This is a genomic window from Paenibacillus lautus NBRC 15380 (genome assembly GCF_004000945.1).
In the GTDB taxonomy this organism is placed as follows: domain Bacteria; phylum Bacillota; class Bacilli; order Paenibacillales; family Paenibacillaceae; genus Paenibacillus_AQ; species Paenibacillus_AQ lautus.
In genome coordinates this window covers 238539-264196 of the sequence record NZ_BIMF01000002.1, presented here as the reverse complement: position 1 = coordinate 264196, position 25658 = coordinate 238539, and the positions used below count along the sequence as shown (strand labels likewise).

The following is a 25658-nucleotide window of genomic DNA, read 5'->3' as shown; positions in this document are numbered from 1 at the left end:
AATAATTGCGGCTTTTTTGTATTAGTTATTCTACGGATATATGTTGACATTAAACAAACAATACTTTATTATGTTTGTTAAATAATAGACAAAAATAAACAACGTTTATAAATATGCGCAGAATGGAGGGGTAGAATGCAAGATGGACATTTTTCACCTAATCCGACCGGAGTCATTCGAAGTACTCTTGATTTCCAGTTCCAAATCGCTTGGCAGTTGCTCGACTTGCATCTCACGGGGCTTCAAGACGAGGAGTTTCATTGGCGACCTGCTTCAAAGGGACTCCATGTTTACCGTGAATCTGAAATCTGGCTGGCAGAATGGCCGGAATCCGAGGAGTATGAAATTGGCCCGCCGAATATATCATGGCTGACATGGCATATCACATACTGGTGGTCTATGGTGCTGAATCATTCATTCGGCAGTGGGACATTGGCCCGTGAAGAGATCCATTCTATGGGTAACATCCAAGAGACCAGGGATAGAATAAATGAATTGAGCACCGAGTGGAAACGGGAAATGTCGGCTTTGACGGACGAAGCGTTCCTTTCTACGGAACGAACGTTATGGCCTTTCACGGATAAGCCTTTTCATGAATTGGCAGCCTGGCTAAATCTAGAACTGATGAAAAATGCGGCTGAGATCGGTTATTGCCGTTTCCTTTATGCTGTTCACAACAAATAATCCAATTATCTATGGGACAATCCATCGTATAGATAACGATGAAAAAGAAGGGCTGCTAAGTTGCTTTGTGCAACCTGGCAGCCCTTATATGTAGATGCATTAAGAATTTGTCACTTCGTTCTCGATGACGATGCGATTTAGCTTCAAATGTACCGGTGCAGCTATCGTATCGCCCACAGGGCATTTACTCTCCAGGAATTCAACGAACTGCTCAACCTTCTCGGCGGACGAAGGCGTTTTGATGTAGAACGTGTACCGAATATCGGAGTATCCTGGACGTACGTCAGAGCGGTTAAAGAATCCGTCCAGGTCCAGGTCGCCTTCTACCTCAACTCTGAAATCTTCAAGGATCACATCGAATTTTGGCGCATATACACGGGCCACGATCGATTGGCATGCCCCCAGGGAGGCAAGCAGAGCTTCAACGGGGTTCATTCCGGTATCCGTACCTCCAAGGCTTTTCGGCTCATCGATGACTAACTCGAACTGCCTTACAGTAGTAACAACTTTTACCCCTTCTTGCAAATGGGCAGTTGCTTTGAACGTTTGAACACTCGGCATATACCACATCTCCCTTTATGGACAGCCCCATACGGTGTGGGTGATCTGTCTCTAAATTATAATCTATACTATATTACTAGGTTTAGTAAGGATTATAATTCTATTTGGCATGATCTGTCAATCAAACATGAATGGGAGGATATGGCGGGCGTTTGTATTCCTATGGGAGAGACCTGGAAGAAGGAGAAAAAAAGAGAGTGTGTTCTCATATCGAAAACACACTCTCCAGATCGAATGCATATTATTTTTCGGAAGCCTTACTTTGTTGTTTCAGTAAATCGCGAATTTCAGTCAACAATAGTTCTTCCTTCGATGGAGCCGGCGGTTCTTCAGCCTTTGTTTCTTCTTTGCGTTTGAAGCGGTTCAGTGTACGGATGAACATGAAGATCGAGAAGGAGACGATCAGGAAGTCCACAACCGTTTGAAGAAACACTCCATACGTCAGGGTTGCATCCTCGATTGTAGCCTTCAGCCCTGATAGATCCACTCCGCCAAGAATCAATCCAATCACCGGCATAATGATATCACTCACCAATGAGGATACGATTTTGCCGAAAGCAGCACCAATGATAACCCCAATGGCTAAATCGAGCACGTTCCCCTTAAGCGCAAAGGTCTTAAATTCTTTTAACAAATTCATAATAAGTCACCTGCTTTTAATCCAAAATGTAGGGTGGCAATTCATCTACCACTCGAATTATCCTATCAGCTACTAGTTAAATGCGCAAGATCGTTAGGTCGGATCTTTTTTGCCGAGATGATCAGAACCGAGAAGTCATTATTCTGAATTATGCTTCGATGTAACTCCACACAGGTTGACCAATAGGTGGCATTCATGTTAAGTTTTTTAATATTCACACGATAACGGGATCGGTTCAAGGAGGGATAAAGCGATGACTGAATTAGAGGTTGTAGATGTTTATGTGAACCTGTCGATACTGGGAAACATAGGCAAGGTTCACACCATAACCAATCAGATACCGGAACTTTATCCTTCTATACTTATATGCAGACAAACGTAGCGATAGCTAGATCGTCGCTTGTTTCTTTATGGTATAGTTGGTTAACGTAAGCGTAAAAAGCACCGGATTCTGGTGTTTTTGCGCTTTTTTTTCGTTCTGAAATTTTACCGTAGAGGAATGATGAAAATGTCATTAATCAATGTTTCAAACCTTTCGTTTGCTTATGAGAGCAGTTTTGATCCGATATTCGAACAGGTGAGCTTTCAAATCGATACCGATTGGAAATTAGGATTTACCGGCAGAAACGGCAGGGGGAAAACCACGTTTCTCAATCTGCTGCTAGGCAAATACGAATACAGCGGGAATATTTCGGCCTCCGTGAGCTTCGAATACTTCCCTTATCATGTCGAGAACAAGGAATATCTCACTCTGGATGTTATCGAGGAGATCTATCCGGAGTATGTACATTGGCAAATCGTGCGCGAGCTTAACTTGTTGAAGGTTTCGGAAGATGTGCTATACCGGCCTTTTGCATCATTATCCAGCGGAGAGCAGACCAAAGTGATGCTGGCTGCGCTGTTTATCAAGGAGAACCGCTTCCTTTTGATTGACGAACCGACCAATCATCTGGATATGCATGCAAGAAAATTGATCAGCGATTATCTCAGCAAGAAAAGCGGATTTATTCTGGTGTCTCACGATAGATCATTCCTAGATCACTGCGTAGACCACATCCTGTCCATCAATAAAACCAATATCGAGATCCAAAAAGGCAATTTTTCCGCATGGTGGGAAAATAAAAAGCGACAGGATCAATTTGAGCTTGCCAGTGATGAGAAACTCAGGAAAGATATTAAACGTTTAACCGATTCTGCCAGAAGGACGGGGAATTGGTCGCACGAAGTGGAAAAATCCAAAAACGGCACCAGAAATTCAGGCTCCAAAGTAGATAAAGGTTATATCGGCCATAAGGCAGCTAAAATGATGAAACGCTCCAAAAACCTGGAGCAGCGACAGCAGTCCGCCATTGATGAAAAATCGAAGCTGCTTAAAAATATCGAGAGTTCCGAGAGTCTGCAGATGTTCCAACTCGATTATCATAAAAAACAGCTGGTCGAGCTTGAGCGTGTCTCTCTTTCATATGGCCCTAAGACGGTGTGTGAAAACCTGAGTTTTACGATTGAAAAAGGGGACCGGATTGCCCTTTCGGGTAAAAACGGTTCAGGTAAATCCAGTATCCTTAAGCTGATATGCGGAGAAGAGATGCAGTGCACGGGTCATTTCAGCAGGGATAGCCAACTTAAGATATCCTATGTATCTCAGGACACGTCCCATCTTCAAGGCAGTTTGACGGACTATGCCATAAGCAGCGGGATTGATGAAAGCCTGTTTAAATCCATACTGCGAAAGCTCGATTTCTCCAGACTTCAATTTGAAAAGGATATTTCGACTTATAGCGGGGGACAGAAGAAGAAGGTGCTGATCGCTAAAAGCCTTAGTGAGCATGCTCATTTGTATGTTTGGGATGAACCGCTTAATTTTATCGATGTTATCTCTCGTATGCAAATTGAAGAGCTATTGCTCGAGTTTGCACCGACAATTCTGTTCGTGGAGCATGATCGTGCATTTTGCGACAATGTGGCGACAAAGATCGTTGAGTTTGATGGCAATCAAGAAATTTAAGGAACAACAAGACCGTTATCCCGAGAAGGAACGGGAGTATGTTTTCCTTAATAGGGTATTTCAAAAAAAAGCTGTCCGCTGATTAGCGGCAGCTTTTTTACATTTCGTTGTAATATCAACTAGACGTTCTTACAGTATACCTAGCCCTCCCAGTAGCCGGTCAAATAAAGCCCTTCCATCGCTTGATTCCAAATGGACTCATCAGAGTGTCTTACAACAATGTAAGCTTGTAGAAAGGTTAATCGATAGGTGAAACTTTCATTATGGTTTAGACTGGGGTTAATTGAACATATAAGAAGGGGATGTATGATGAGGAATGTCATGATGATCTTATTTACAATTTCAAGCATTATGCTTATGGGGACGTGCAGGGAACTGGAGTTAGAACAAGCAGGGGGCGGGGAGATGCATTGAATGGGGACAACCGAACGAAGCTCGAATACAGGTGACATCATATGTGCCTAAAGAAAAGAAGCCGCAAAGTATGCAACTTCTTTTCTTTTGAATGATTCCGCGGATTGATTCCATTTCGTGAAGAGGCCGACATGGCCCCCTCGGTTATCCCGTCAATGGCTTTCTCGAATCAACTGCTGCAATTGATTCGTGTAAAAAGCTAGCTCATTCTCCGAATAGAGATCCTTTAGCAGCGCTTGGATCAAAAAGTGTCGGGGACGTTCTGCGGTGAACTCTTCCCGGAGCATCGCCGTTACCTCAGACAAGTCTTTTTTTCTGGAGTTCGTTATGGACATATCCGGAATAATCGACTCGATTGTATCCATCAACGCCGTTCTTCGTATTTCCTGCGTATAGGTAAGTGCTTCTAAATCAATCATCGAATATTCCTTCATAAGTTCGTCGGTGAGCAGGGGACGGGGAGCACGTTGTTCCAATCCCAGCACGAGATCATCCATTCGCTCAGCGATGAAAACAGCCAATTCCTTTTGAATGAGCGGTTTGAATCCAAACAATACATGAAAGGTATACTCTCGGATCAATCCGTTAAAGACGGCCGTAGCATCCCATTTCCATTCCGCTATGGAATTCTCGTAATGACGGAGCAAAATATCCTGGTAATAACGAAACATATTCAATTGGAGCTGATGAATGACGGTGCCGATCTTGTCACTGTTCGCCGGTGGGAGCTCGTTGTGATCACGCGAAATATAATATCCATGCTCAATGAAAAAATCGAACTGGTAAGCGATCTCCTCAATAAATGTTTCCCTGCGGGATAAGCCTTTTTTGCGGATCTTCTCTACGGCATCAATCATATCTTGCTGTCGTTTCTCCAGAATACGGATGTACAGCTCTTCTTTGGAACCATAGTATTTATAGATTGAGCCTTTAGCGATGCTGCAATCATCTGCGATATCTTGAATCGAAGTCGCTTGGTATCCTTTTTCGGCAAAGGAACGAATAGCCGATTGCAATATTTTTTCTTTTAACAAACTCATAGCGCGGCCCCCTTAACGATGTACAAATAAACCGGATTCGATCACTATCATATCGTTTTTTGCAGAGCTAATCCACAGGCATAAGAAAGGTGCCTTAATCTTGAACTAGCTCGATATCCGGATATTTCTTCGACAGTTCTTCCATGGCGTTATTCCGTATTCCCTTGAGATGCTGGTCAAAGAAAGCAACGCTTACCTCGTTTATGATGCGATGAACCGATTTTGGATCCTCTCCCGGGTTAGGCAGCAGCGGAGAGAATAGATGAAAATCCGTATAACTCATATGGGAAGTATGCGGAATCGTCATTGTGTATCCGCCTCCCTGCAGAGCATTCATGCGACGCCTTACCGTCTCCTCCCAAAAATCTTCGTAATACTCTCGTGTATGGCCGCTTTGTGCCATGGCTTGATCCAGCGAGTTATCGAATATCGACTTATCGATACTCTTCTCACCATTCATCTGTAAATATGGCTTATTAAGTCCCGTGCTCGGCATGGGGTCTCCATATAAGGTTCCATCCATATTGATCGCAGCCTTGATCCGAGCATCCTTCAGCAGTATCTGGGCTGCAGTGGCACCGCCGTAAGAATGTCCAAACATGCCGATTCGCTCCAGATCAAGACGGCCTGTAAAACGGTCCTGCTCATCCTGTCTATTCAATTGTTCGAGCCGATTCAAAATAAAGGATACATCCTGAGTCCATAATGTCATGTGCTCGTCAAGCGCTTCAAAACCTGAAAGCTGGTGCTTGTTGATCAGAATCTCCCGGCCGTCCGGGTATACGGTTGCAGCCGCATCATAGGCATGGTCGATTCCGACCACGATATATCCATGGCTGGCCAGCTCTTCGATCTGGAAGGTATTCTGGTTGCGGAAACCCGTCATGCCGTGTGAAAAGATCAAGATCGGATATTCCTGCTCCATGGAGGACAGCGGGGCATTGCTGTAGGCATGGGACTCCACGAGACCCAGATGGCTTAACGTCCAGGCAGGAAAGGACAAGGCCTGTTCGAGACCTTGTGTAATCGCTGCAACATCACGGATATAGGGTGCGGCTTCTTCCCCCGTTTCGGGCTCGGAAGGATACCATAACTGTACCATCAGCTCGCGGTGATCCGTCGGATCGGCTGAGTACTCATCGGGCCGGTCATTGTCAATAAAATGGTATATCGATGTTCCCACAGAATAGGGCCCTTGAGGTTGATTAAATGTGAATACGGGGAGCAAGAGCGGCAATGCGACCATGACCGATGCGTAAAAGAACAACATCGTGGTCCACAACCAGGCTATCCACCTTCTCTTGCTCTTACTGCGTTGTTGTTTTTCATGTTTTCTAAAAATGATGCAAATCGTCAGGATAACGGAAGCCGCATAACAAGGAATCATTTGCCATCGGCAATCCTCCACGATGATCTGCACAACCGTAACGATATATAGCGCGATTAACGAGTAAATCAGCCGGCTTTTCTTCGATCGGGGTCCCCAAATCGTTGCTATAGCCAGAGCGATAATGAATAGTATGATAACCATTTCTCCGAATCTCAAGTAAGTTCCTCCTATGTTTAACGGTTATTGTGGTTGATTCGATATCTGCCTTTTAATCGAACGAAGATTCATTGGTTATTGGTTTTGGTTTTCTAAGAAATAAGCTGAGAACCAGTCCCATACATGCGATGCAGGCAGCCAGGAAAAAGGTGTCCGCGAAGGAGGCTGCATGGGATTCCAGCGGGTTGGTTCCAACAGGGTTACTCGGCGGGTTTGATGTCATCCGGGAAGATAAATATCCAGTGAACCCTGCGACGGCAAAAGAAGCGATCACCTGCTGCGACGCACTTGTAAGTGGAGTAACCCGGCTTACAAGGTGCTTAGGCGTTGCATTTAATACATGCGTATTTAGGGACATCATCGATAACCCCATGCCGGAGCCCATTAGAAACAGCACGATCATGATAAGGAATAAAGGGGTATCGATTCGAACAAAGGACATCGTGAACAATGCAATGCTCATCAGTGTCATTCCGGCCACAAGCGGGGGACGTGCTCCCACTTTATCAAACAGCTTGCCTGCCATAGGCATAAAGATCATGGAACCGACTGCCTGTGGCAGCAGGATTAACCCGGTCGTCAGCGGAGTGAAACCTCTAATCTGCTGGAGCAGCAGCGGGAACAAAAGCACGGAGCCGAACATGGCGGCCTGCATGATCCAGGAGATGATGATACCGCGTGTGAAATCAACCGATTTGAACGCACGCAGTTCAAGCAACGGTTGTTTTTGCCGTAAGCAGGACCAAATGAAGAGAAGCAGCGCGATTCCGCCGATGATGATTCCGGACAACGTTCTGGTGGAAGTCCAGCTTACCCCTCCTTCACTGACCCCATAAGTAATCATGGCAAAAGCCACGGGCCCAAGTATCATGCCAACCATGTCCAGGGATGGAGCCTCCTTTCCTGGAAAGGAAGGCAGATGTTTGATTCCCACGAATAATCCGATCATGCCAATGGGGAGATTGATCAGAAAAATCCATTGCCAGCTGACAAACTCAATCAACCATCCGGATAATACGGGACCGAGCGCTGGGGCAAGCAGTAATGGTATTCCAAACATTCCTATAATAGAACCTCTTTTATCCGGAGGTGCCAAACGGTACACCATGGCCATTCCGATCGGCGATACCATGCCGCCCCCCATTCCCTGAATAACCCGGAAGGCGATGAGCTGCTCGGCTGACTGGGCAAAAGCACATAACACGGATCCTATCGTAAACAATCCGATCGATATGAGAAACACCCGTTTAGGCTGAAATTTATCCGACAGCCAACCCGCGAGAGGGATAACCGCTGACAATGCCAGAGTGTATGCAGCTATCGACCATTGAATGGTATGCAGGGGGCTATCAAAATATTGAACTAGCGTAGGTACGGCGACATTTACGACGGTGCTGTCCAACAGGACCATAAAGGTGCCGATGATGACGGCAAGTAATGGTGCCATAATGTCCTTGATTGTAAAAGCTCTTTCTTCTGGGGTGTTACGAACAATTGCAGATGGATCTGACATGGTGGTGAACCTACTTTCTTTGAAAATTTGCAAAATTAAACTTTATAGTTTTTAAAAAAACCAATAAGTCATTTATAATAGTAACGATGAACGTTTGATGTGTCAAACGGGTACCCATGAAGTTTTTTATCGAAAAATATAACATTTCGATATACTCGTCCATCTAATCTTATAGAGGGCCCTCAAAAGGAGATGAATATCGTGCGAGAATTGGAACATGAAGTCAAGAGAGCACAGCGAGGAGATCGTGAAGCGTTTATCCAGCTCTTCCGGAGGCTGGAACCCGAACTGTACGGCTTGGCGAAGTCCATTCTAAAACGCGATGAAGATTGTGCCGATGCTTTTCAGGAGACAACACTTAAAGCATATAAATCTTTATCTACATTACAAAAACCAAAGTACTTTAAAACCTGGGTGATTCGGATTCTGATCAATGAATGCAATCAACTGCTTCGAAGCAGAGAGCGCACTATAGTCATGGCTGAAGTGCCTGAGCGAGTACGAACATCCAACTATTACGAAGACAGCCACAAGCTGGACCTTCGTGAAGCGGTGGAACGCTTAGATGAATCGCTTCGAATCGTTATACACTTATTCTATTTTCAGGATTTGCCCATTAAGGAAATCGCCAGCGTGCTTTATATCACGGATGGAGCTGTGAGGGCGCGTCTTCACAGAGCGAGGGGAATACTGTTTGATCAGGTAAAACAAAATCGGAAGGGGAAGCTGGCCTATGAATCCTTTTGACTTGGATAAAGAACTTCGGGAGATAGGGAAGGCGCCTCGGAGCGAGGTTCCGGATATCATTCGCCGTCATCAGGACGAGGTTTACGCTTCTCTGACAGATCTTCCGATGTCGACGAGATCGAATCAGCAACAGCGTTCCACTAAGGTACGCAGATTGGTAGCAGCTACTGCCGCGGCGGCCATGATTGGGGTGATAAGCAGTGCTTATGTATCACCGGCAATGGCAGAATCCTTAAAAAAAATACCGCTGATCAGCAGTATTTTCAGGTTAGCTGATGATCTGGGGCTCCAAACAGCGGGGGAGCGAGGGTTGGTAGCTGAACCCAACGCCAGCGTAACGCATGAAGGTGTGACCATTCGAATACCGCAGGTTGTATATGACGGGACTCGTTTGTCCCTGGCCGTGAAGCGGGAGGGTGAAGGACTTACGGGGGGAATATCGGATGTTGAAATCAAACAGGACGACAACGATACAACGTATAGATATCAAAAAGGTGCCATCACGGATGTGGAGATGTTCATAGACGGCACCTCCATCCATGATCCCGGCCTAAGCGATAAACCGGGTCTGATTGGTAAGCCCACTTCGGATCCCAACGTTGTACTGTACGAACTCATAGGCTTTTCTCGTTCAGATAATCATAATCAATCCTTGCCGGATCAATACCAGTTAACGGCCAAAATTTCACTTGAAGGAATTGATGCCCCTTATGTCTTCCATGTACCTGTTCGGAAAAATACAGATCGAATTACTGTCTCTTCTGGAGAAACAAGAGAATGGAACGGACTTCAAATCACACTGGAGCAGCTGAAATTCACTCCAATCACAACAGATCTCATCTTGAATCTGGTACGCACGGACAAGTCAGGGAAGCACGGAGACCCTAATCTGCTGTTCGAGGTTTGGGATGATCGGGGGAGAGAACTCGGCCAGATTTCCGGGAAGGGGGTCTACCGGGATGATCGACAGCAACAACAGCGGCTGGAGTTGATGTTTGACCGATTTGAAGATGCCCCAGAATCCATAACGATCAAGCCATTCCTGCCCGTCTTCCAAGATCCCGCAGCTAACAGCGGCTTGTACAAAGTCGACAGCAACGGAGAAATGGTCAAGACATACCTGAAGGAATTGGAGATTACCATTCCAGTGAATCATCTCGGTTTGGATAAACTGTATGACGTTCAACGCTAAAATACAAAAAGACATATCAAGGAGATCCTATGAAAAAATTATGTAAAGTCATGTCTACGGCAGCATTCGCCGCCATGCTTCTTGGGGGAACCGTCTTGGGTCATGCTGACGCAGCCGCCGAGAAGACTAGTGCCAGCAGCAATTCTGCGCAGATCATGGCTGCTGCTTCAGCCATATCTGTAACACAATCAGGAATCACTCTTCGGGTAACTAAGGCAGTATACGACGGGAACCATGTCAGCATTACGATCCAACGCAGCGGCAAAGGATTTACTGGTGGAATTACGGAAGGGAAACTGGATAGCAAAACGAATGAGTACGTTAGGGAAAAAGGTTCCATTCGTGACATGAGTATCCTGATCGACGGCAAATCAATCCATGGTTCCGGAAGTCTGTCGCAAAGACCGAGTTTAAGCTGGCGAGCAGGCGCTGATCCGAACACAGCGATCATTACCCTGACGGACGCATCACAGCTTGGAGGAAACATCAAGGCGTTTCCCGATAAATTCAAGCTCACTGCCACCGTTAGCCTTGAAGGTGTAAGCAAGCCCTTTACCTTGGATATTCCGATACAAAAAGGCTCGGGTAAGCCGGTTGTCTTAAAGCCAAATATCACCAAGAAATCGAATGGTCTGAGCATGATATTGAACAAGGCTACTCTAACGTCTACTTCGACAAGACTACAACTCATACTAAAAGGTTCTGACAAGAATTCAATTTCCTTTGATGTTGTGGATGATCAAGGTAAACAGCTTGACATGATCAGTGGCAGGGGGACCGACGAGAATAATAAAAAAGGTGATTACTATTATGATATCCTCCTTGATGGGCTGGGCAAAAATGTGAACTCATTCACCATAAAACCCTTTAAGCCCGAGTTGAAAGATGGTACCTCCGGTCAATACAAGGTGGACAGCAAAGGCAACATCATCAAACAATACATGAAGGATATTGAAATTCGCGTTTTGGTCAAATAGCGAACGAACATAAAAAAATAGAAATCGAATGGAGAGAAAAAACATGAAAACCATGTATAAAGTAATGAGTACTGTGGCACTGACAGGTATGATTCTGGGAGGAGCAGTATGGGGAACTGCTCAAGCGGCGAGTATAACGGCAACAAAGCCACAAGTGTCAAAGAGCTTGGATCAAAACAAATCCAAGGTAGCTAGCGATACCCAACAAGGGATCACCCTTGGAGCGTCCAAAGCATTGTACGACGGGAACCATGTTAAAGTTGAACTAAAGCGAAGCGGTAAAGAGTTTGCCGGCAGTTTAACCGGAGGCCAGTGGGATGAGCAGATGGGTGAATATATCCACGATAAAGGTTCTATCCGCGAAATGGATGTCTTCATTGACGGCAAATCCATACACGAATATGGTGGAGGGGATTTGGCGAAGAGACCAAGCTTAGGCACAACACCGGGTTCCGATCCGAATCATGCGGTTATGGTCCTGAGCGATGCATCCTTGCTTGGAGGCAACCTTGAATCATTTCCTGACAAGTTCAAGTTAACGGCTAAAATTTATCTGGAAGGTGTTCAGAAACCGTTCACATTGGAGATTCCGTTTCAAAAAGAAGTCAACAAACCGGTTGTTCTTGAACCTAACATTACTAAAAAAGCGGGTAATCTCCACTTGACGTTAAAGCAGGTTCATTCTACAGCTCATTCCACCCGAGTTCAGTTTGTTCTGAAGGGTGGACATGATTCAACAATCCTGTATGATTTCCTTGATGATCAAGGTAATGAACTGGAGCGAATATCGGGAAGAGGCACTGATGAGAATAACAAGAACGGTGATTATTATTACGACTTTATTCTGGAGGCTCCGGATGCGGACGTAAAATCTATTGTCATTAAGCCGTTCACACCTGAATTCAAAGATCCCAATGCAACGTCAGGCGAATTCAAACTGGATAAGAACGGAGAGATCGTCAAAAATCAATTGAAAGATCTTGAGTTGAATATTCCTATAAAATAATTCACTAGACTACCCTTTTCGCAGCAAGTGAAGAAGTGTCCGCAAAATATTTTGACGGGCACTTCTTTTTACATTGTGCAACATATGAAATTAATCCAATATTTAACCAAAATTCGCAATGGATAAGAAATATAAATGCATCTGGCATGTTATGATCTGAAGAGAAAAGGAATCATAGAGGCAAGCTGGTTTGACATTTAACTTACTTATGCGAGGGAGTGTAACAATCGATGATTAGCAAAGTTGGTCAAATTATGGTGTACGTGAATGATCAGGATCAAGCTGTGAAGTTTTGGACTGAAGTGGTGGGATTTCAGGTCATAGCTGAAGAGAACAACGGTGGAATGAGATGGATTGAAATCGCTCCAACGAAGGAAGCAGAAACAAGCATCATTTTGCATGATAAGGAATTCGTAGCCAAAATGTCGCCAGGATTACATTTGGGCACACCTTCTTTAATGTTTTTTACGGAAAATTTCGAAATGCTGCACAGCCATTTAACCAGCCACAATATCACGGTCGGCGAAGTGGTAACTATGCCTTCCGGCAGAGTTTTCAACTTTGCGGATTATGAAGAAAACTATTTTGCTGTCATGGAAAAATAAGAATAACCGAGCCATAAGATCAACTATAGATTATATGGATGTAAAGTCGCCTATATGGCGGCTTTTTTGTATAGAAGAAATGTTTCTGCTGACATGCTTTAGCCGCCGTTCCAAACCCCTTAGATGGTGGGCGTTATACTTTTTTCCTGCATTCGCTATAATGGATACAGTGATTTAAGGAAAGGGATGTCATGCATGAAGAAAGTGATCGTTATTGGATCGGGTATACTAGGGGCATCGACTGCATATCAGTTGGCAAAAAAGGGAGCGGAAGTCCTTATTATAGACCGCAAAGATAAAGGACAGGCTACGGATGCCGCAGCAGGCATAATCTGCCCCTGGCTGTCGCAAAGGCGGAATCAGGCGTGGTACCAATTAGCCAAGGCCGGCGCACGTTTTTACCCTGAGTTAGTGAAAGAACTCATCAGCGAAGGCGAGACAGAAACAGGCTACGCACAAGTCGGCGCTCTTAGCATTCATGACGATTTGGATAAAATCCGCAAGATGGAGGAACGGGCTCATATTAGGAAAACAGATGCTCCGGAAATCGGTGAGATTACCCGGCTGAATGAGGAAGAAACCCATGAACGTTTTCCTTTGCTAGGTGAAGGTTATCATTCCGTTCATATTAGCGGTGCCGCCCGTATTGATGGTCGTGCGCTGCGCGATGCGCTGATCCGGTCCGCACAGAGGAACGGGGCCAAGCTTATAAACGGGGATGCCGCATTGTTATATCAAGGAAATCGTGTAACAGGAGCAGCTGTAGGAGCTAATAGCTTCGCGGCCGATGAAGTCATTGTTTGTGCCGGTGCATGGGCGAACCAACTGCTTCAGCCATTAGGCATTCACTTTCAGGTTCGTTTTCAAAAAGCCCAAATCATGCACGTACAGGCGGCTGACCAGCAAGATACAGGTACCTGGCCGGTCGTCATGCCGCCTTCGGATCAATATTTGCTCTCTTTTGATAACCAGAAAATTGTGATCGGGGCGACTCACGAAAATGAAGTTGAAGGCTACGATACGAGAGTGACAGCCGGCGGCATGCAGGAAATCCTGAATAAAGGATTGGCCTTGGCGCCTGGACTAGCTGACAGCACGTTTCAGGAAATACGAGTCGGGTTTCGTCCGTTTACACCCGGCTTTCTTCCGGTTATCGGTGATGTCCCTGGCTGGGAAGGCCTTATTACGGCAAACGGGTTGGGCGCGTCCGGACTGACGATGGGTCCATTTATCGGGAGCCAACTTGCAAAGTTGGCGCTTCGAATGCCGCTGGATATCGACATCCGTGATTATGATGTTCGTAAAGCTATGGATGGAGCCCAAGCATGGCCGTCCAGTTGATCAGAACCATGAATCAGTCATAGCAAGTTTCCGTATGTGAGGATCACGTATGGATGTGGATGTAAGTGCAGATGAATATTGAATATAAATATAGCCGCGATCAATCGCGGCTTTTTTTGTTATTACGGCGAAGCCCCCGATCTAAACGGTCGTGAAGGATTCGTTCATGCGGCTTGCTTTCAGCTTGCCAAACAGGAATCGAACGGTCGGGCCTACAATGAGGAGCTGAAGCGGCAAAGCAAACACAAAATTTTTAATGAAGATGGAGAAGTAGCTTCCAAGCACCGATTCTCCTCCGAGGCCGTTTGCATAGTAGAAGGACGCCAGTCCGTACATGGACATAAAGGTCACCATTCCAATCACCATAAAAAATGCCATCGCCACGATCATGATGATTTTATTGGAATTGTTACGCGTTAATGAAAACACGATTTTTTTGACAGCGGGTCCGACAACAAACAACTCCAGCATGAAGGCAATCATAAAGCCCAGAACAAATTGCATGAGCACGGCTACCAGCGATATTCTTCCAATCAATCCGTTCGTGATCAAATTGTAGGTCGTCATCATGATGACCATCCCCACACACATCATCATACCAAAATAAAAATTCTCTTTCTTCGTTGTTGGCAATTTCCTCATCCTTTCTAGTTACCTTTGTCATTATAGAGATGGGGGAAAGCTCCTCGTAAGTGAAAGTTCTGTGAACATTTACTGAAAAGTTTCTGCTATGATGAAAAACTATGACTTATTTTATTGCGACTCTGCAATACCCCGCTACAAATTTTTGAGTGAGATGAAGCTCAATGATGTACGATAACCGATTCAAAATGGGGTATTCAATGCCAAACGCCATTCGTGCATTCGCCGAAAATCAGCCTTTACGAAAAAAAGTATCCATACTTCGCTTGCTGTTACAATATCAATATTTTATAATGAGTAAAAACTCATTCATAAAAAGGAGAAGCAATTTGCCACGTACTAAGGAACAATATGAAGAAATGCGTAACGCAACTAGACAAAAAATACAATCGGCCGGGATGCAGCTATTTGTTCAAAAAGGGTTCGGCTCCACGAATGTGCAGGACATCGCTGATGTTGCCGGCATCAGCATCGGGCTTTTATATCGGCATTACAAAACAAAAGAAAGCTTGTTTAATGAACTCGTTGAATATGCACTGGACGGCTTGAAAAAAATCACCCAAATGTTTGAAGGAGCTGATTCTCCGAAAAAACTCATGGCGCTGTTTGTCGACGAAATTTATCACGATATGCAAAATGGAGAAGAGCTTGCCAATTTGCTGATACTGATGAGTCAGCTGTTTTTCTCCGGTGGTGCAGCCAATCCCAAGCAAGTTGAGGTTTTAGAGGTTAATGATCGGCTGCTGCGTGCTACAACCGCGCTTATCAAGAAGGGGCAGGAGTCAGGCGATTTCCGTTCCGGGGATGCTCACCAAATGGCCGTGTTGTTCTATTCGGCTTTGCAGGGCCTGGCTGAAATGAAAGTGATTTTGAAAAACAACTTTGTTATGCCATCCCCGCTAGTACTTACATCATTCCTATTTAAGGAGGGAGATTGACTATGTTCACCGTTAGGAAAGCTGATCAATCAGGAATGGATGCAAGAGTTCAAATGTCCCGTATTTTTGCGGAAGGATTCTCGCAATGGCTTGGATATTTCTCTAAAGATCAGGAGCAAATCGCAAGAGCCTTTGCCCACATGTTTAATCTGGATCAATTTTATGTAGCCGTTGACGGCGACAAAGTGGCTGGGATGGCCGCCTGTACGGACGGCACCTCTTTATCCGTGAAACTCAACAAAAAAGAGCTGCGGGAGTATTTGGGGTTATATAAGGGCAGCCTTGCGTACCTGTTTTTGAAAAAGGAATTTGAAACGCCTCTTGTGAATCCGTCTCCGGTGAAGTGTTCGATTGAGTTTGTTGGGACGGCCTCGGAATATCGAGGACAGGGGGTAGGCTCACTGATTATAGGCCATATTCTTGAAGCTACTCCATACCGTGAGTTTTTAATTGAAGAGGTAGCCGATACGAATATACCTGCCATGAGACTCTACGAAAAGATGGGTTTTAAGGAATATAAACGAACCACGATTCCCCCAAAGAAAGCAGGAAAAATAGGCATTAATCATATCGTATCTCTAAAGCAAGTAAAATGAGGATCACGGCTGGATCCACCAGCATAGATCCGTGAATGTCAGCTTACATGTAGGTTTTGGCCATATCGGTTCAAACGATGTTCTGGATCTATAGTCCAAAAGTTTCAATAACGGGCCACTTCCTGGTTGAAAAGTAATAATCGAATATCAGCGGACCTAATGGATATTACGGACCTCCGGCAGATGTGCGGGATATCCATAACATGATAGGGTAAAGGCAGGATCAGGCAGCCATTGTAAGTGAAAACGAACGATGCAGCGTCGAATCCTCCTTTTTTATTTTAAAATGACCATATTACGATTTTGGTCATTTGGTTCTAGTCGAGATTCATCCCGCCCAGTATAGGGGCGAATACAAAGAGATTAAAGGAATAATGGAGGGAGATAGCATGACACAAACCAAGTTAGTGCCTCAACCTAAAACCTACGGTCCGCTCGGCAATCTGCCGCTGCTGGATTCCGCCGCTCCGGTCCAATCGCTTGTGAAGGTTGCCTCGGAGCTCGGACCTATCTTTCAATTTCAATATCCTGGCGGACGCAAGGAGCTGTACGTCTCGGGACATGAATATGTCAAGGACGCTTGTGACGAGAAGCGTTTTGATAAACGAATCTGGGCACCGCTTCAGAATGTTCGTCCGTTCGCGGGGGATGGACTGTTTACGAGTGCTACGCAGGAGCCCAACTGGAAAAAAGCCCACAACATTCTGCTCTCCAGCTTCAGCCAGCGCGCAATGCAAGGCTATCATACAAAAATGGTCGATATCGCCATGCAGCTCATTCAGAAATGGGCTCGGCTCAATCCCGACGAAACCGTGGACGTTCCTGCCGACATGACGCGCCTGACGCTGGATACCATCGGCCTGTGCGGATTTAATTTCCGGTTTAACAGCTTCTACCGCGAAGACAACCATCCATTTATCGACAGCATGGTGCGGGCGCTTGATGAGGGCATGAACCAGCTTCATCGTCTGGGCATCCAAGACATGTTTATGCTTAAAAAGAAGCGGCAGTTTCAGGAGGATATTCAGTTCATGTTCTCCCTTGTGGATGAGCTCATCCAAGATCGCAAGACGCATGGCGGCGAAGAGGGGGATTTGCTCGCGCATATGCTGGAAGGCGTCGATCCCGATACAGGCGAGCGCCTCGATCATGAGAACATCCGTTACCAGATCATCACGTTTCTTATCGCGGGGCATGAGACGACAAGCGGCTTGCTGTCCTTTGCCATTTATTATTTGATGAAAAATCCGGATACCTTGCATAAGGCGATAAGCGAAGTGGACCGCGTCCTGAAAGATCCCGTTCCGACCTATAACCAGGTGAGGGAACTGAAATACGTCCGCATGGTACTCAACGAGTCGCTGCGCTTATGGCCAACGGCGCCTGCTTTCTCGTTATATGCGAAGGAAGATACGGCGATCGGAGGAACCTATCCGATCAAGAAGGGAGACAGCGTGACGGTCCTGATCCCAGGACTCCATAGAGACTCGCGTGTGTGGGGAGACGACGTGGAGACGTTCAGACCTGAACGCTTCGAGGATCCGAGCAAGGTGCCGCATGACGCCTACAAACCGTTTGGTAACGGACAACGGGCTTGCATCGGGCAGCAGTTTGCGCTGCAGGAAGCAACCTTGGTGCTTGGTTTAGTGCTCAAATATTTTGAACTGATCGAAAACCAGTCTTATGAGCTGAAGGTGAAGGAAACACTCACACTGAAGCCGGAAGGGTTCCATATTCAAGTTCGAAGCCGTCAAGACGGGACTTCACTTTTTGTTCCTGGAGGAGGTAAGACGGTGTCACCCGAGTCGGAGAAGCGGGAATACGTCAAGTCCGAAACCTCTGCGGCACATGCCCATCATACACCGCTGCTCGCGTTGTACGGTTCCAATCTGGGCACGGCAGAGGGAATTGCCAGAGAGGTGGCGGATGCTGCGAAGCACCAAGGGTTCGACAGCCAGGTCGGCGCACTGGACGACTTTGCCGGAAAGCTTCCGAAGGAAGGGGTCGTAGTTATTGTTACTGCCTCGTACAACGGGCAACCGCCATCCAATGCCAAAGCTTTTATGGAATGGCTGGAAACGGCGGATGAATCCGAAATCGAAGGCGTCCGTTACGCGGTATTCGGCTGCGGAGATCACAACTGGGCAAGCACGTACCAGCGTATTCCCCGCTTCATTGACGAGCAGCTTGCCGTCAAAGGGGCGCAGCGTTTGCTCCTGCGCGGCGAAAGTGATGCAAGCGGCGATTTTGAGCGGGAAGTCGATGAATGGACGGAGCATTTATGGCCGGATTTGATGCAATCGCTAGGACTACCTTTTATGTCCGTTAATGAGCCGAAACGCAGTGCTTTGTCCGTCCAGTTTGTGCAGGGTGCGGCCGCCGTTCCGCTGGCAGAAACCTACCACGCCGTGACGGGGCGTATTGTCCACAGCCGCAATCTACAGCATGACGACAGCGGAAGGATCACGCAGCATATCGAAATCTCGCTGCCGGATGGAACGGACTATCGCGAAGGAGATCATCTGGGGGTGCTTCCGGTCAATCCGGTGACGCTGGTTCAGCGGGTTCTCCAGCGATTCAAGCTGGATGCGGGCGCCCACCTTGTTTTGTCTGCTGAAGGAAGAAGCGGTGCACATTTGCCTACAGGCATTCCTGTCCGCCTGGACGACCTGCTCTCCCGCAGCGTGGAGCTGCAGGAGCCGGCTACAAGAGCGCAGATTCGGGAAATGGCCGCTTGTACGGTATGCCCGCCGCATGCCAAGGAGCTTCAGGAACTGCTTGCGGAAGCGAACTATCAGGCCGAAGTGCGGGCCAAACGGATCTCCATGCTCGACCTGCTGGAGCGATATGAAGCCTGCGAGCTGCCGTTTGAGCGGTTTCTTGAGCTCCTGCCTCCATTGAAGCCGAGATATTATTCAATATCCAGCTCATCGAAAGTTAGCCGGAATACGGCAAGCATCACGGTCAGTGTCGTTCGGGGGAGTGCTTGGAGCGGCAAGGGAGAATATCGGGGCGTGGCTTCCAACTATTTGGCCCAATTGGAGACGTCCGCCGAGGTATTTATGTTTATTCGTACTCCTGAGTCGGGCTTCGCGCTGCCGCAGGATCCGGCAACGCCAATCATCATGATCGGACCGGGTACGGGCGTGGCTCCGTTCAGGGGGTTCATCCAGGCAAGACAAGCGCTTCGGGAGGCTGGTCAAGAGCTGGGTGCCGCGCATCTGTACTTCGGCTGCCGGAATCCGGAGCAGGACTATCTTTACCGCGAGGAGTTTGAGCAGGCGGAGCGAGAAGGGCTGGTCATCCTGCATACGGCCTTTTCGAGGATTGACGGTGTAGACAAATGCTATGTCCAGCATTTAATGAAACAAGACGGAGTTTTATTGCTGTCGCTGCTTGAGGGAGGAGCGCAAATGTATATTTGCGGCGACGGCTCCCGGATGGCGCCTGAGGTGGAACAAACGCTGATCCGTTCCTATCGGGACCGACATGGCGTGAATGCGGAAGAGGCTGCTGCCTGGTTATCCGGACTGGAGGCGTCGGGACAATATGTAAAAGACGTCTGGGCCGGATAATCATCATGCCAGCGGAAATCGCACCCTAAGACTACGATCTCCTTGCGATCCCGTACTGTTTTTATGTTAAGATGATCAGTACATGATAAATGGAACAGATTCGAAGGAGAGTGTGACTTATGCGCGAAACTGAAACCTGTGTTCCGACTGGCGTGAAACCCCAAGACACCGGCTTTGGTTATACGTTATCCTTGATCGGCGGCAAATATAAAATGATCATCTTGTATTGGCTGTCTGAAAATAAGGTGATGCGGCATAATGAGCTGAAGCGAAGCATTGGTTCCATATCCTTTAAAACGCTAAGCATCATGTTAAAGGAGTTGGAGGCGGATGAGCTAATCGTTCGTACGGAATTTCCCCAAGTCCCTCCAAAAGTCGAATACACCTTATCGGAACGCGGACTTTCCCTCATTCCTGTGTTACATATGATGTGCGAGTGGGGAGAGAAGAACAGTTTGCCAGATCTGGAAGCTGTGGAGCGGGAAGCATGAAGTTTGGTTATATCCAAAGAAGTATTTCCTGAACAAGGAAATACTTCTATTTTTTTAACGGCTCCATTCCGTTCATTCATCACAGGTTGTCTATGAACTTCAAATAATCTCGTGCACTGATATCCAATGCGTTATCAGGAGGCGATAGGTCCATGTCAGGCGCGTTCCCGCCAGGAGCAGCCTCTTGCCCGTAAAACGCAAGAACGAACGATAATCTGCGTCGCAGTAGCGGAAGGTCGTTTCAAAAGGGGTTAGTATCTGTGCAAGCGTGTAGCGATACCTTCCGTCTTCCCGATAATCTTCTTTTTTTATGCCGGCCGATACTGCTAATCCAACTTTGCGTTTCTTTAACTTATCCCCTCCATTTGAACCGTAAGCCCACCCATAAGCCAAAACCTCGTCAAGCCATGTTTTGAGGAGCGGCGGGCAATTAAACCAATAGATTGGAAACTGTAAAATAAGATTGCTATGCGATTCAATGAGCTGCTGTTCTTTTTGTACATCCATGATTCCGTCTGGGTAAACCTTATGCAATTCGTGAACCGAATACCGCTCCGGATATTTTTGGAGTTCTTCGACCCAGCGCTTATTTATAACCGAGTTTTCCAGGCTTGGGTGTGTAACGATAACAAGAGTTTTCAAAGATTTGTCCTCCTTGAGCATGATTTATTTTCTTGAGTATAAAGGGATCGCAGCCATGATGTAAGTATGCACTTTTAGTACAGGTACTTACCAAAAGGTGAGTGTTGTGGAGGAAAACATCGTTCATAAATTCCAGAGTTACAGAAAAATAAAGTACAACCATAATTGCATATTATGATATATAATAATTTGCACTGACTGTTATTAGAATGAACTCTCGCGGGTACATAAACTTTAGATTACTCTCTAGATAATCGTTACATGTATGTAAGGCCTATATTAGGTGATATTATTTGTATCATATTATTTTCATAAAAGGAGTTCTTGTTTAATGGTAGATTTTTTTATGAATTTCAATCCCATTATCCAAGCATTACTAGCCACCTTGTTTACTTGGGGAATGACGGCGTTAGGGGCGGCTCTTGTTTTTTTTACAAAAACATTGAACCAGCGCCTGCTGGATAGTATGTTGGGTTTTGCTGGCGGTGTCATGATAGCGGCCAGTTACTGGTCCTTATTGGCTCCAGCCATCGAGATGTCGGAAGGTAATGCGATTGGGAACTGGTTTCCGGCTGCCTTCGGATTTTTATTAGGTGGAATCTTTATATGGGGAATCGATAAGATTTTACCCCATCTTCATCCCAATTCTCCGATTGGAGGAGCGGAAGGATATAACCCAAAAGTGAGAAAACGGAGTACACTACTAGTACTCGCAATTACCCTCCACAACATTCCGGAAGGGTTAGCGGTCGGGATCGCATTCGGTGCGCTTGCCAATGGAGGGACTGAAGCATCACTGGTGGGTGCTTTGACGTTGGCTCTGGGAATCGGCATTCAAAATTTCCCGGAAGGCGTTGCCGTTTCCATGCCCCTGCGAGGTGACGGAATGTCTCAAAGAAAAAGCTTTTTCTATGGGCAGTTCTCGGGTATGGTGGAACCCATTGCCGCGGTAATCGGCGCGGTAGCCGTCGCCTTTATTGAACCCATGCTGCCTTACGCATTGAGCTTCGCCGCCGGTGCCATGATTTTTGTTGTAGCCGAAGAGGTAATTCCAAGCTCGCAAGAAAAAGGCAACAAGGATTTAGCTTCCATGAGTTTAATGTTCGGTTTCGTATTGATGATGATTCTTGATGTGGCATTGGGATAGCGACGAGAACAGCCAGCCGGGTGCGGACTGGCTGTTTTGCCGTTCAAATCGGCTGACGGGGAGCCAAGGTTTACACAATGCACTCGTTTTTTTGACGCACGTGGCCGTTCGCTTCGAAGGAATACTGGACTTAGGTCGAGGTTCCCGTCTCATTCGCGGGACCAATGCTCAAGTCTCTAAATGGATGCTATACTGAATAGGACTTCAGGATTCGGCAAAAGAGAGAGACAAAAAGGACGACGGAAGGAATGGAAACACGTTATGCAGAAGAAAACAGGTGTATTGATCGTAGTGGCCGGCGTACTGCTGCTGCTCTTTACGATGAACCCGATGAACATTTTTTCGGATGTTCAATTCGGATTTTCCTTTAACACCAAGAAAATCAATGAAGAGAAAACATTGGCAGCTGATGACTTCCGGGATTTGACCCTGCAGACTGGAAGCACCGACATTGAAATCACAAAAGGTAATGCAGACGAGATTAAGGTCCGGTTGAACGGGAAGGTAAGCACGAAAAATGCAGATCAAGTGAAATTGAAAGTCGAACCGAACGGCGATATGCTGGTGATCGGGGTCGATGTTCCTGACGGTATTGAGTTTGGCGTGCATATTATGGATATCGATTTATCCGTGGAGTTACCGGAAAGACAATGGGCAGCGGCCAAAATTGAAAGTGGCAGCGGCGATATCGAGATCGGGAATATGCATGGAGATGCGGTCACCGTCAAGGCAGGCAGCGGCAATATTCATGTTCAGGAAGTAAATGCAGGCTCACTTACGGTGCATACCGGCAGTGGTGATATCGAGGCAATGGAGATTGAAGCCGAATCCTTTACGTTGGAATCGGGATCCGGCAATATAGAAGCGGAACGCTACCATTCCACAACGGTGAACTTTCAGAATGGAAGCGGCGATGTTGAACTGAAAGACGGGGAGTCGGCCGTCCAAGGAAAGACGGGCTCCGGAAACATACAACTGGAAGCGGAGCGGTTGATCTATGATACCGACCTGCAAGCTGGAAGCGGGAATGTAACCGTTGATTTGGTTCAAGAGCCTTCCTCGCTGGAAGTTGATTTTCAAGGAAGCTCCGGTGAAGGGAATATCGAGTGGTCCGGAATACGTTATGAGGAAAAAGACGAAGATGAGAGCAGACTGAAGGGGACGTTCGGCAATGGCGATGTGGCGCTGAAGGTTCGCACAGGCTCTGGAAACTTCACGCTGGAATAAAAAAAGATCACGATAAATTTGATGAAATGACAAGAAGACACCCCGACTTGGGGGTGTCTTCTTCGTTAAAAACCAAAAGCTTGTTGAATCAGTTTCGCATAGATTGAAGCTGCTTCCTTACGCAGAAGTTTGTCAGTCGGTCGGTAATCAACGGCACCATTTGCGTCTTTGGTCACCTCGGGCCCGTGCATCCCGGATCCGACCATGAACTGCACCGCTTCATCCGCCCAGGCAGCCGGTTTGGAGCTGAGTTTTGCCGGAACCGCCTGCGCACCAAGCGCGTTATGCGCCGTGCGCCATATGATTGCAGCAGCCTCTTGGCGCGTGATCGGCTGATCGGGTTCAAAGTTCTGGGTCGGCGTGCCGGTGACGACCCCCATTTCCGCGACATTCTGCACATATCCAGCGAGTGGATGCCCCTGCATATCCTTAAAAGAACTCGCGCTTTTGCTTGGTTTCATGCCAGTCAGCCGACTGATGACACTGACAAACTCTGCCCGTGTGATCGGCTCATTCGGTCGAAAGTTGGATTGCTCATCTTCTCCGAAAGCCTTGAGGGACTGAACGAAGTAGATATCCTTGGCATAGGGATTCTCATCTGGGACGTCGTTGTATGCAGCAGGCTCCGCGAGCTTCTCGGACATGCTGTCTATCGCCGTGTAATACATATACGCCACATCGCCGTTCTCATCTTCCTTGAACGCAGCTGGCGCACCGTTCTCATCTACGAATCGCAGCGGACCGACCGGCGTGAGTTTATGCTCACCCAATGCATCCAAGACCAATAACTCACCTTGGCCTGCCTTCACCTGCGTGGCGATAATCGGTGTTCTCAAGCTTCTGAATGTGCCCTCGAATTTCTTGAGCTGTTCCTGATTGAGCGGGAAGTCATTCTGCTGACCCTGCTTCTTGGGATAAAAATGATCCATGAATGCGGTAAAAAATTCGGCTCGGATCGATGTGCTCGCGTCACTGTTAACAACGATCAGACCTCCGACATCCTGGTCGGGAAGGAGCCAAAGCCAGGAATGATAGCCATCCAAATCGCCACCCTTGCCAATCACGGTTTGGCCGTTGTGGCTGCTGTGCATAAACGACTCGAAACCGTATGACATCAACGGAATGCCAGCAGCATCATAATGCGTCTGATGCATCAAACGCATGGTCTCTTCCTTCATAATGCGGGAAGTTCCGAACTGCCCCTTATTTAGATGGGCGGTGATGAAATTGGCCATATCGTTACCGGTGGCGAACATGCCGCCTTCCGGTGCGATGGTAGGAATGTTTTGGTATGCCTTAAACGGTTGACGATCGGCATTGTAGCCTGTGGCAAGGTTCGCGATGATGTCATCATCCATCCGAAATGCAGCCTGCTCCATCTTTAGCGGGGCAAAAATATGCTTTTGTACATAATCTTCAAACGGCTCCCCCGATACCCTCTCGACAATATAGCCCTGCATGGAGGAGGCAAGATTATCATACCGGTAAACCTCCCCAGGCGTACGAACCACAGCTGGCGCATTAAACCGGATAAAGTCGGCGAGCGGCACCTCACCATTCTGAACGATATGCGGCGGAACCGAGTAGTTGTCCGTAAAGTCGAAGCCTGTCGTATGAGTCAATAAATGCTCTACGGTGACGGGCGTCCCGGTGTTGTTGGTGATCTTAACATCCGGCATATAATGGGTGATGTCTTGCTTCAGGTCGATTTTTCCGTCCTCTACCAGCTGCATGACCGCCGTCGCGGTTATTGATTTGGATATCGAGGCCATGCGGAACAAGGTTCGATCGGGATCAATCTTTTTCTTGGATTCAACGTCGGCATAACCGTAGCCCGTATTCATCAGCACCTTGTCGTCTTTTACGATCACGACAAGCGCACCAGCCAGCATGTCCGAAACATGAGGTTTGGCAAAATAGGCATCGGTGAACGCTTTGATCTCTTTGGCGTTCAGTACCGGTGTTCCCGTATGCTGTGCTGCGGTTGTACCTGAGGCGGGTTTTGCCGTATCTGCATAGATATCGGCAGGGAAAGCCAGCAGGCTAGCGGACAGCACGGATGCTGCCAGTACACGAATGGTTCTAGACTTGCTTGGTTTCATTAGCTTCATAGATTCCTCTCCTTGTCT

General features: G+C 46.9%; 21 protein-coding genes and 1 pseudogene. 14 read left to right on the top strand and 8 right to left on the bottom strand.

Going from position 1 to position 25658, the window contains the following annotated elements:
• The first annotated feature begins 135 nt into the window (after positions 1 to 135).
• Complete coding sequence (locus tag PLA01S_RS04585) at positions 136 to 684, top strand: DinB family protein (RefSeq protein WP_127590288.1); 549 nt, start codon at positions 136 to 138, stop codon at positions 682 to 684.
• A 99-nt stretch (positions 685 to 783) separates the two neighbouring features.
• On the opposite strand, the gene PLA01S_RS04580 is transcribed toward PLA01S_RS04585, so the two are convergent.
• Both PLA01S_RS04580 and mscL read right to left on the bottom strand, forming a co-directional pair.
• Entirely contained in the window at positions 784 to 1245 is a 462-nt protein-coding gene (locus PLA01S_RS04580; RefSeq protein ID WP_127590287.1) for an OsmC family protein, read from the bottom strand.
• A 241-nt stretch (positions 1246 to 1486) separates the two neighbouring features.
• On the bottom strand, positions 1487 to 1885 hold the full coding sequence (mscL, locus tag PLA01S_RS04575) for a large conductance mechanosensitive channel protein MscL (RefSeq protein ID WP_127590286.1): 399 nt from the start codon (positions 1883 to 1885) through the stop codon (positions 1487 to 1489).
• Between the two features lie 508 nt (positions 1886 to 2393).
• Between mscL and PLA01S_RS04570 the strand changes: the two genes are divergently transcribed.
• Positions 2394 to 3890 (top strand): Lsa family ABC-F type ribosomal protection protein, encoded by a 1497-nt coding sequence (locus tag PLA01S_RS04570; protein ID WP_127590285.1) that lies wholly within the window; start codon positions 2394 to 2396, stop codon positions 3888 to 3890.
• A 566-nt stretch (positions 3891 to 4456) separates the two neighbouring features.
• Here PLA01S_RS04570 and PLA01S_RS04565 read toward each other — a convergent pair.
• From PLA01S_RS04565 to PLA01S_RS04555, 3 genes are all read right to left on the bottom strand, one after another.
• Complete coding sequence (locus PLA01S_RS04565; RefSeq protein ID WP_127590284.1) at positions 4457 to 5344, bottom strand: TetR/AcrR family transcriptional regulator; 888 nt, start codon at positions 5342 to 5344, stop codon at positions 4457 to 4459.
• Between the two features lie 94 nt (positions 5345 to 5438).
• The gene (locus PLA01S_RS04560) at positions 5439 to 6890 is read right to left on the bottom strand and encodes an alpha/beta hydrolase family protein (RefSeq protein ID WP_127590283.1); all 1452 of its coding nucleotides are present in this window, start codon (positions 6888 to 6890) and stop codon (positions 5439 to 5441) included.
• Positions 6891 to 6942: 52 nt separating this feature from the next.
• Complete coding sequence (locus PLA01S_RS04555; protein ID WP_127590282.1) at positions 6943 to 8403, bottom strand: MDR family MFS transporter; 1461 nt, start codon at positions 8401 to 8403, stop codon at positions 6943 to 6945.
• A gap of 201 nt (positions 8404 to 8604) precedes the next feature.
• On the opposite strand from PLA01S_RS04555, the gene PLA01S_RS04550 reads away from it, so the two are divergent.
• The 6 genes from PLA01S_RS04550 (at position 8605) to PLA01S_RS04525 (ending at position 14271) form a co-directional block, all read left to right on the top strand.
• Positions 8605 to 9150, top strand: a complete 546-nt coding sequence (locus tag PLA01S_RS04550; RefSeq protein WP_127590281.1) for a sigma-70 family RNA polymerase sigma factor — start codon at positions 8605 to 8607, stop codon at positions 9148 to 9150.
• Entirely contained in the window at positions 9137 to 10342 is a 1206-nt protein-coding gene (locus tag PLA01S_RS04545; RefSeq protein ID WP_127590280.1) for a DUF4179 domain-containing protein, read from the top strand. Before PLA01S_RS04550 ends, PLA01S_RS04545 begins: the two co-directional genes overlap by 14 nt.
• 50 nt (positions 10343 to 10392) lie before the next feature.
• Positions 10393 to 11319: a DUF5643 domain-containing protein gene (locus tag PLA01S_RS04540; protein ID WP_164817308.1), complete on the top strand. Its 927-nt coding sequence runs from the start codon at positions 10393 to 10395 to the stop codon at positions 11317 to 11319.
• A gap of 43 nt (positions 11320 to 11362) precedes the next feature.
• Positions 11363 to 12325, top strand: coding sequence for a DUF5643 domain-containing protein (locus tag PLA01S_RS04535; protein ID WP_127590278.1), 963 nt, complete (start codon positions 11363 to 11365; stop codon positions 12323 to 12325).
• 230 nt (positions 12326 to 12555) lie between these two features.
• The gene (locus PLA01S_RS04530; RefSeq protein ID WP_127590277.1) at positions 12556 to 12930 is read left to right on the top strand and encodes a VOC family protein; all 375 of its coding nucleotides are present in this window, start codon (positions 12556 to 12558) and stop codon (positions 12928 to 12930) included.
• 195 nt (positions 12931 to 13125) lie between these two features.
• A complete protein-coding gene (locus tag PLA01S_RS04525; RefSeq protein WP_127590276.1) occupies positions 13126 to 14271 on the top strand; it encodes an NAD(P)/FAD-dependent oxidoreductase in 1146 nt (381 codons plus the stop codon).
• 141 nt (positions 14272 to 14412) lie between these two features.
• Here the strand turns inward: PLA01S_RS04525 and PLA01S_RS04520 are convergent, their stop codons facing one another.
• Positions 14413 to 14904 (bottom strand): DUF2798 domain-containing protein, encoded by a 492-nt coding sequence (locus PLA01S_RS04520; RefSeq protein WP_127590275.1) that lies wholly within the window; start codon positions 14902 to 14904, stop codon positions 14413 to 14415.
• A gap of 338 nt (positions 14905 to 15242) precedes the next feature.
• Here PLA01S_RS04520 and PLA01S_RS04515 point away from each other — a divergent pair, with 338 nt between their 5' ends.
• The 4 genes from PLA01S_RS04515 to PLA01S_RS04500 all read left to right on the top strand — a co-directional run bounded on the left by PLA01S_RS04515 (position 15243) and on the right by PLA01S_RS04500 (position 20513).
• A complete protein-coding gene (locus tag PLA01S_RS04515; RefSeq protein WP_127591058.1) occupies positions 15243 to 15851 on the top strand; it encodes a TetR/AcrR family transcriptional regulator in 609 nt (202 codons plus the stop codon).
• Positions 15852 to 15853: 2 nt separating this feature from the next.
• Positions 15854 to 16447, top strand: coding sequence for a GNAT family N-acetyltransferase (locus tag PLA01S_RS04510; RefSeq protein WP_127590274.1), 594 nt, complete (start codon positions 15854 to 15856; stop codon positions 16445 to 16447).
• Between the two features lie 389 nt (positions 16448 to 16836).
• Complete coding sequence (locus PLA01S_RS04505; RefSeq protein ID WP_127590273.1) at positions 16837 to 20022, top strand: bifunctional cytochrome P450/NADPH--P450 reductase; 3186 nt, start codon at positions 16837 to 16839, stop codon at positions 20020 to 20022.
• 119 nt (positions 20023 to 20141) lie between these two features.
• Complete coding sequence (locus PLA01S_RS04500; RefSeq protein ID WP_127590272.1) at positions 20142 to 20513, top strand: winged helix-turn-helix transcriptional regulator; 372 nt, start codon at positions 20142 to 20144, stop codon at positions 20511 to 20513.
• A gap of 79 nt (positions 20514 to 20592) precedes the next feature.
• On the opposite strand, the pseudogene PLA01S_RS04495 reads toward PLA01S_RS04500, so the two are convergent.
• A pseudogene (locus tag PLA01S_RS04495) lies at positions 20593 to 21155 on the bottom strand (NAD(P)H-dependent oxidoreductase).
• Between the two features lie 331 nt (positions 21156 to 21486).
• Here PLA01S_RS04495 and PLA01S_RS04490 point away from each other — a divergent pair.
• Together PLA01S_RS04490 and PLA01S_RS04485 are read left to right on the top strand one after the other, a co-directional pair.
• A complete protein-coding gene (locus tag PLA01S_RS04490) occupies positions 21487 to 22302 on the top strand; it encodes a ZIP family metal transporter (protein ID WP_127590271.1) in 816 nt (271 codons plus the stop codon).
• 261 nt (positions 22303 to 22563) lie between these two features.
• Positions 22564 to 23529, top strand: a complete 966-nt coding sequence (locus tag PLA01S_RS04485) for a DUF4097 family beta strand repeat-containing protein (protein WP_127590270.1) — start codon at positions 22564 to 22566, stop codon at positions 23527 to 23529.
• Between the two features lie 65 nt (positions 23530 to 23594).
• On the opposite strand, the gene PLA01S_RS04480 is transcribed toward PLA01S_RS04485, so the two are convergent.
• Positions 23595 to 25640, bottom strand: coding sequence for a serine hydrolase domain-containing protein (locus PLA01S_RS04480; protein ID WP_127590269.1), 2046 nt, complete (start codon positions 25638 to 25640; stop codon positions 23595 to 23597).
• Positions 25641 to 25658: the final 18 nt, after the last annotated feature.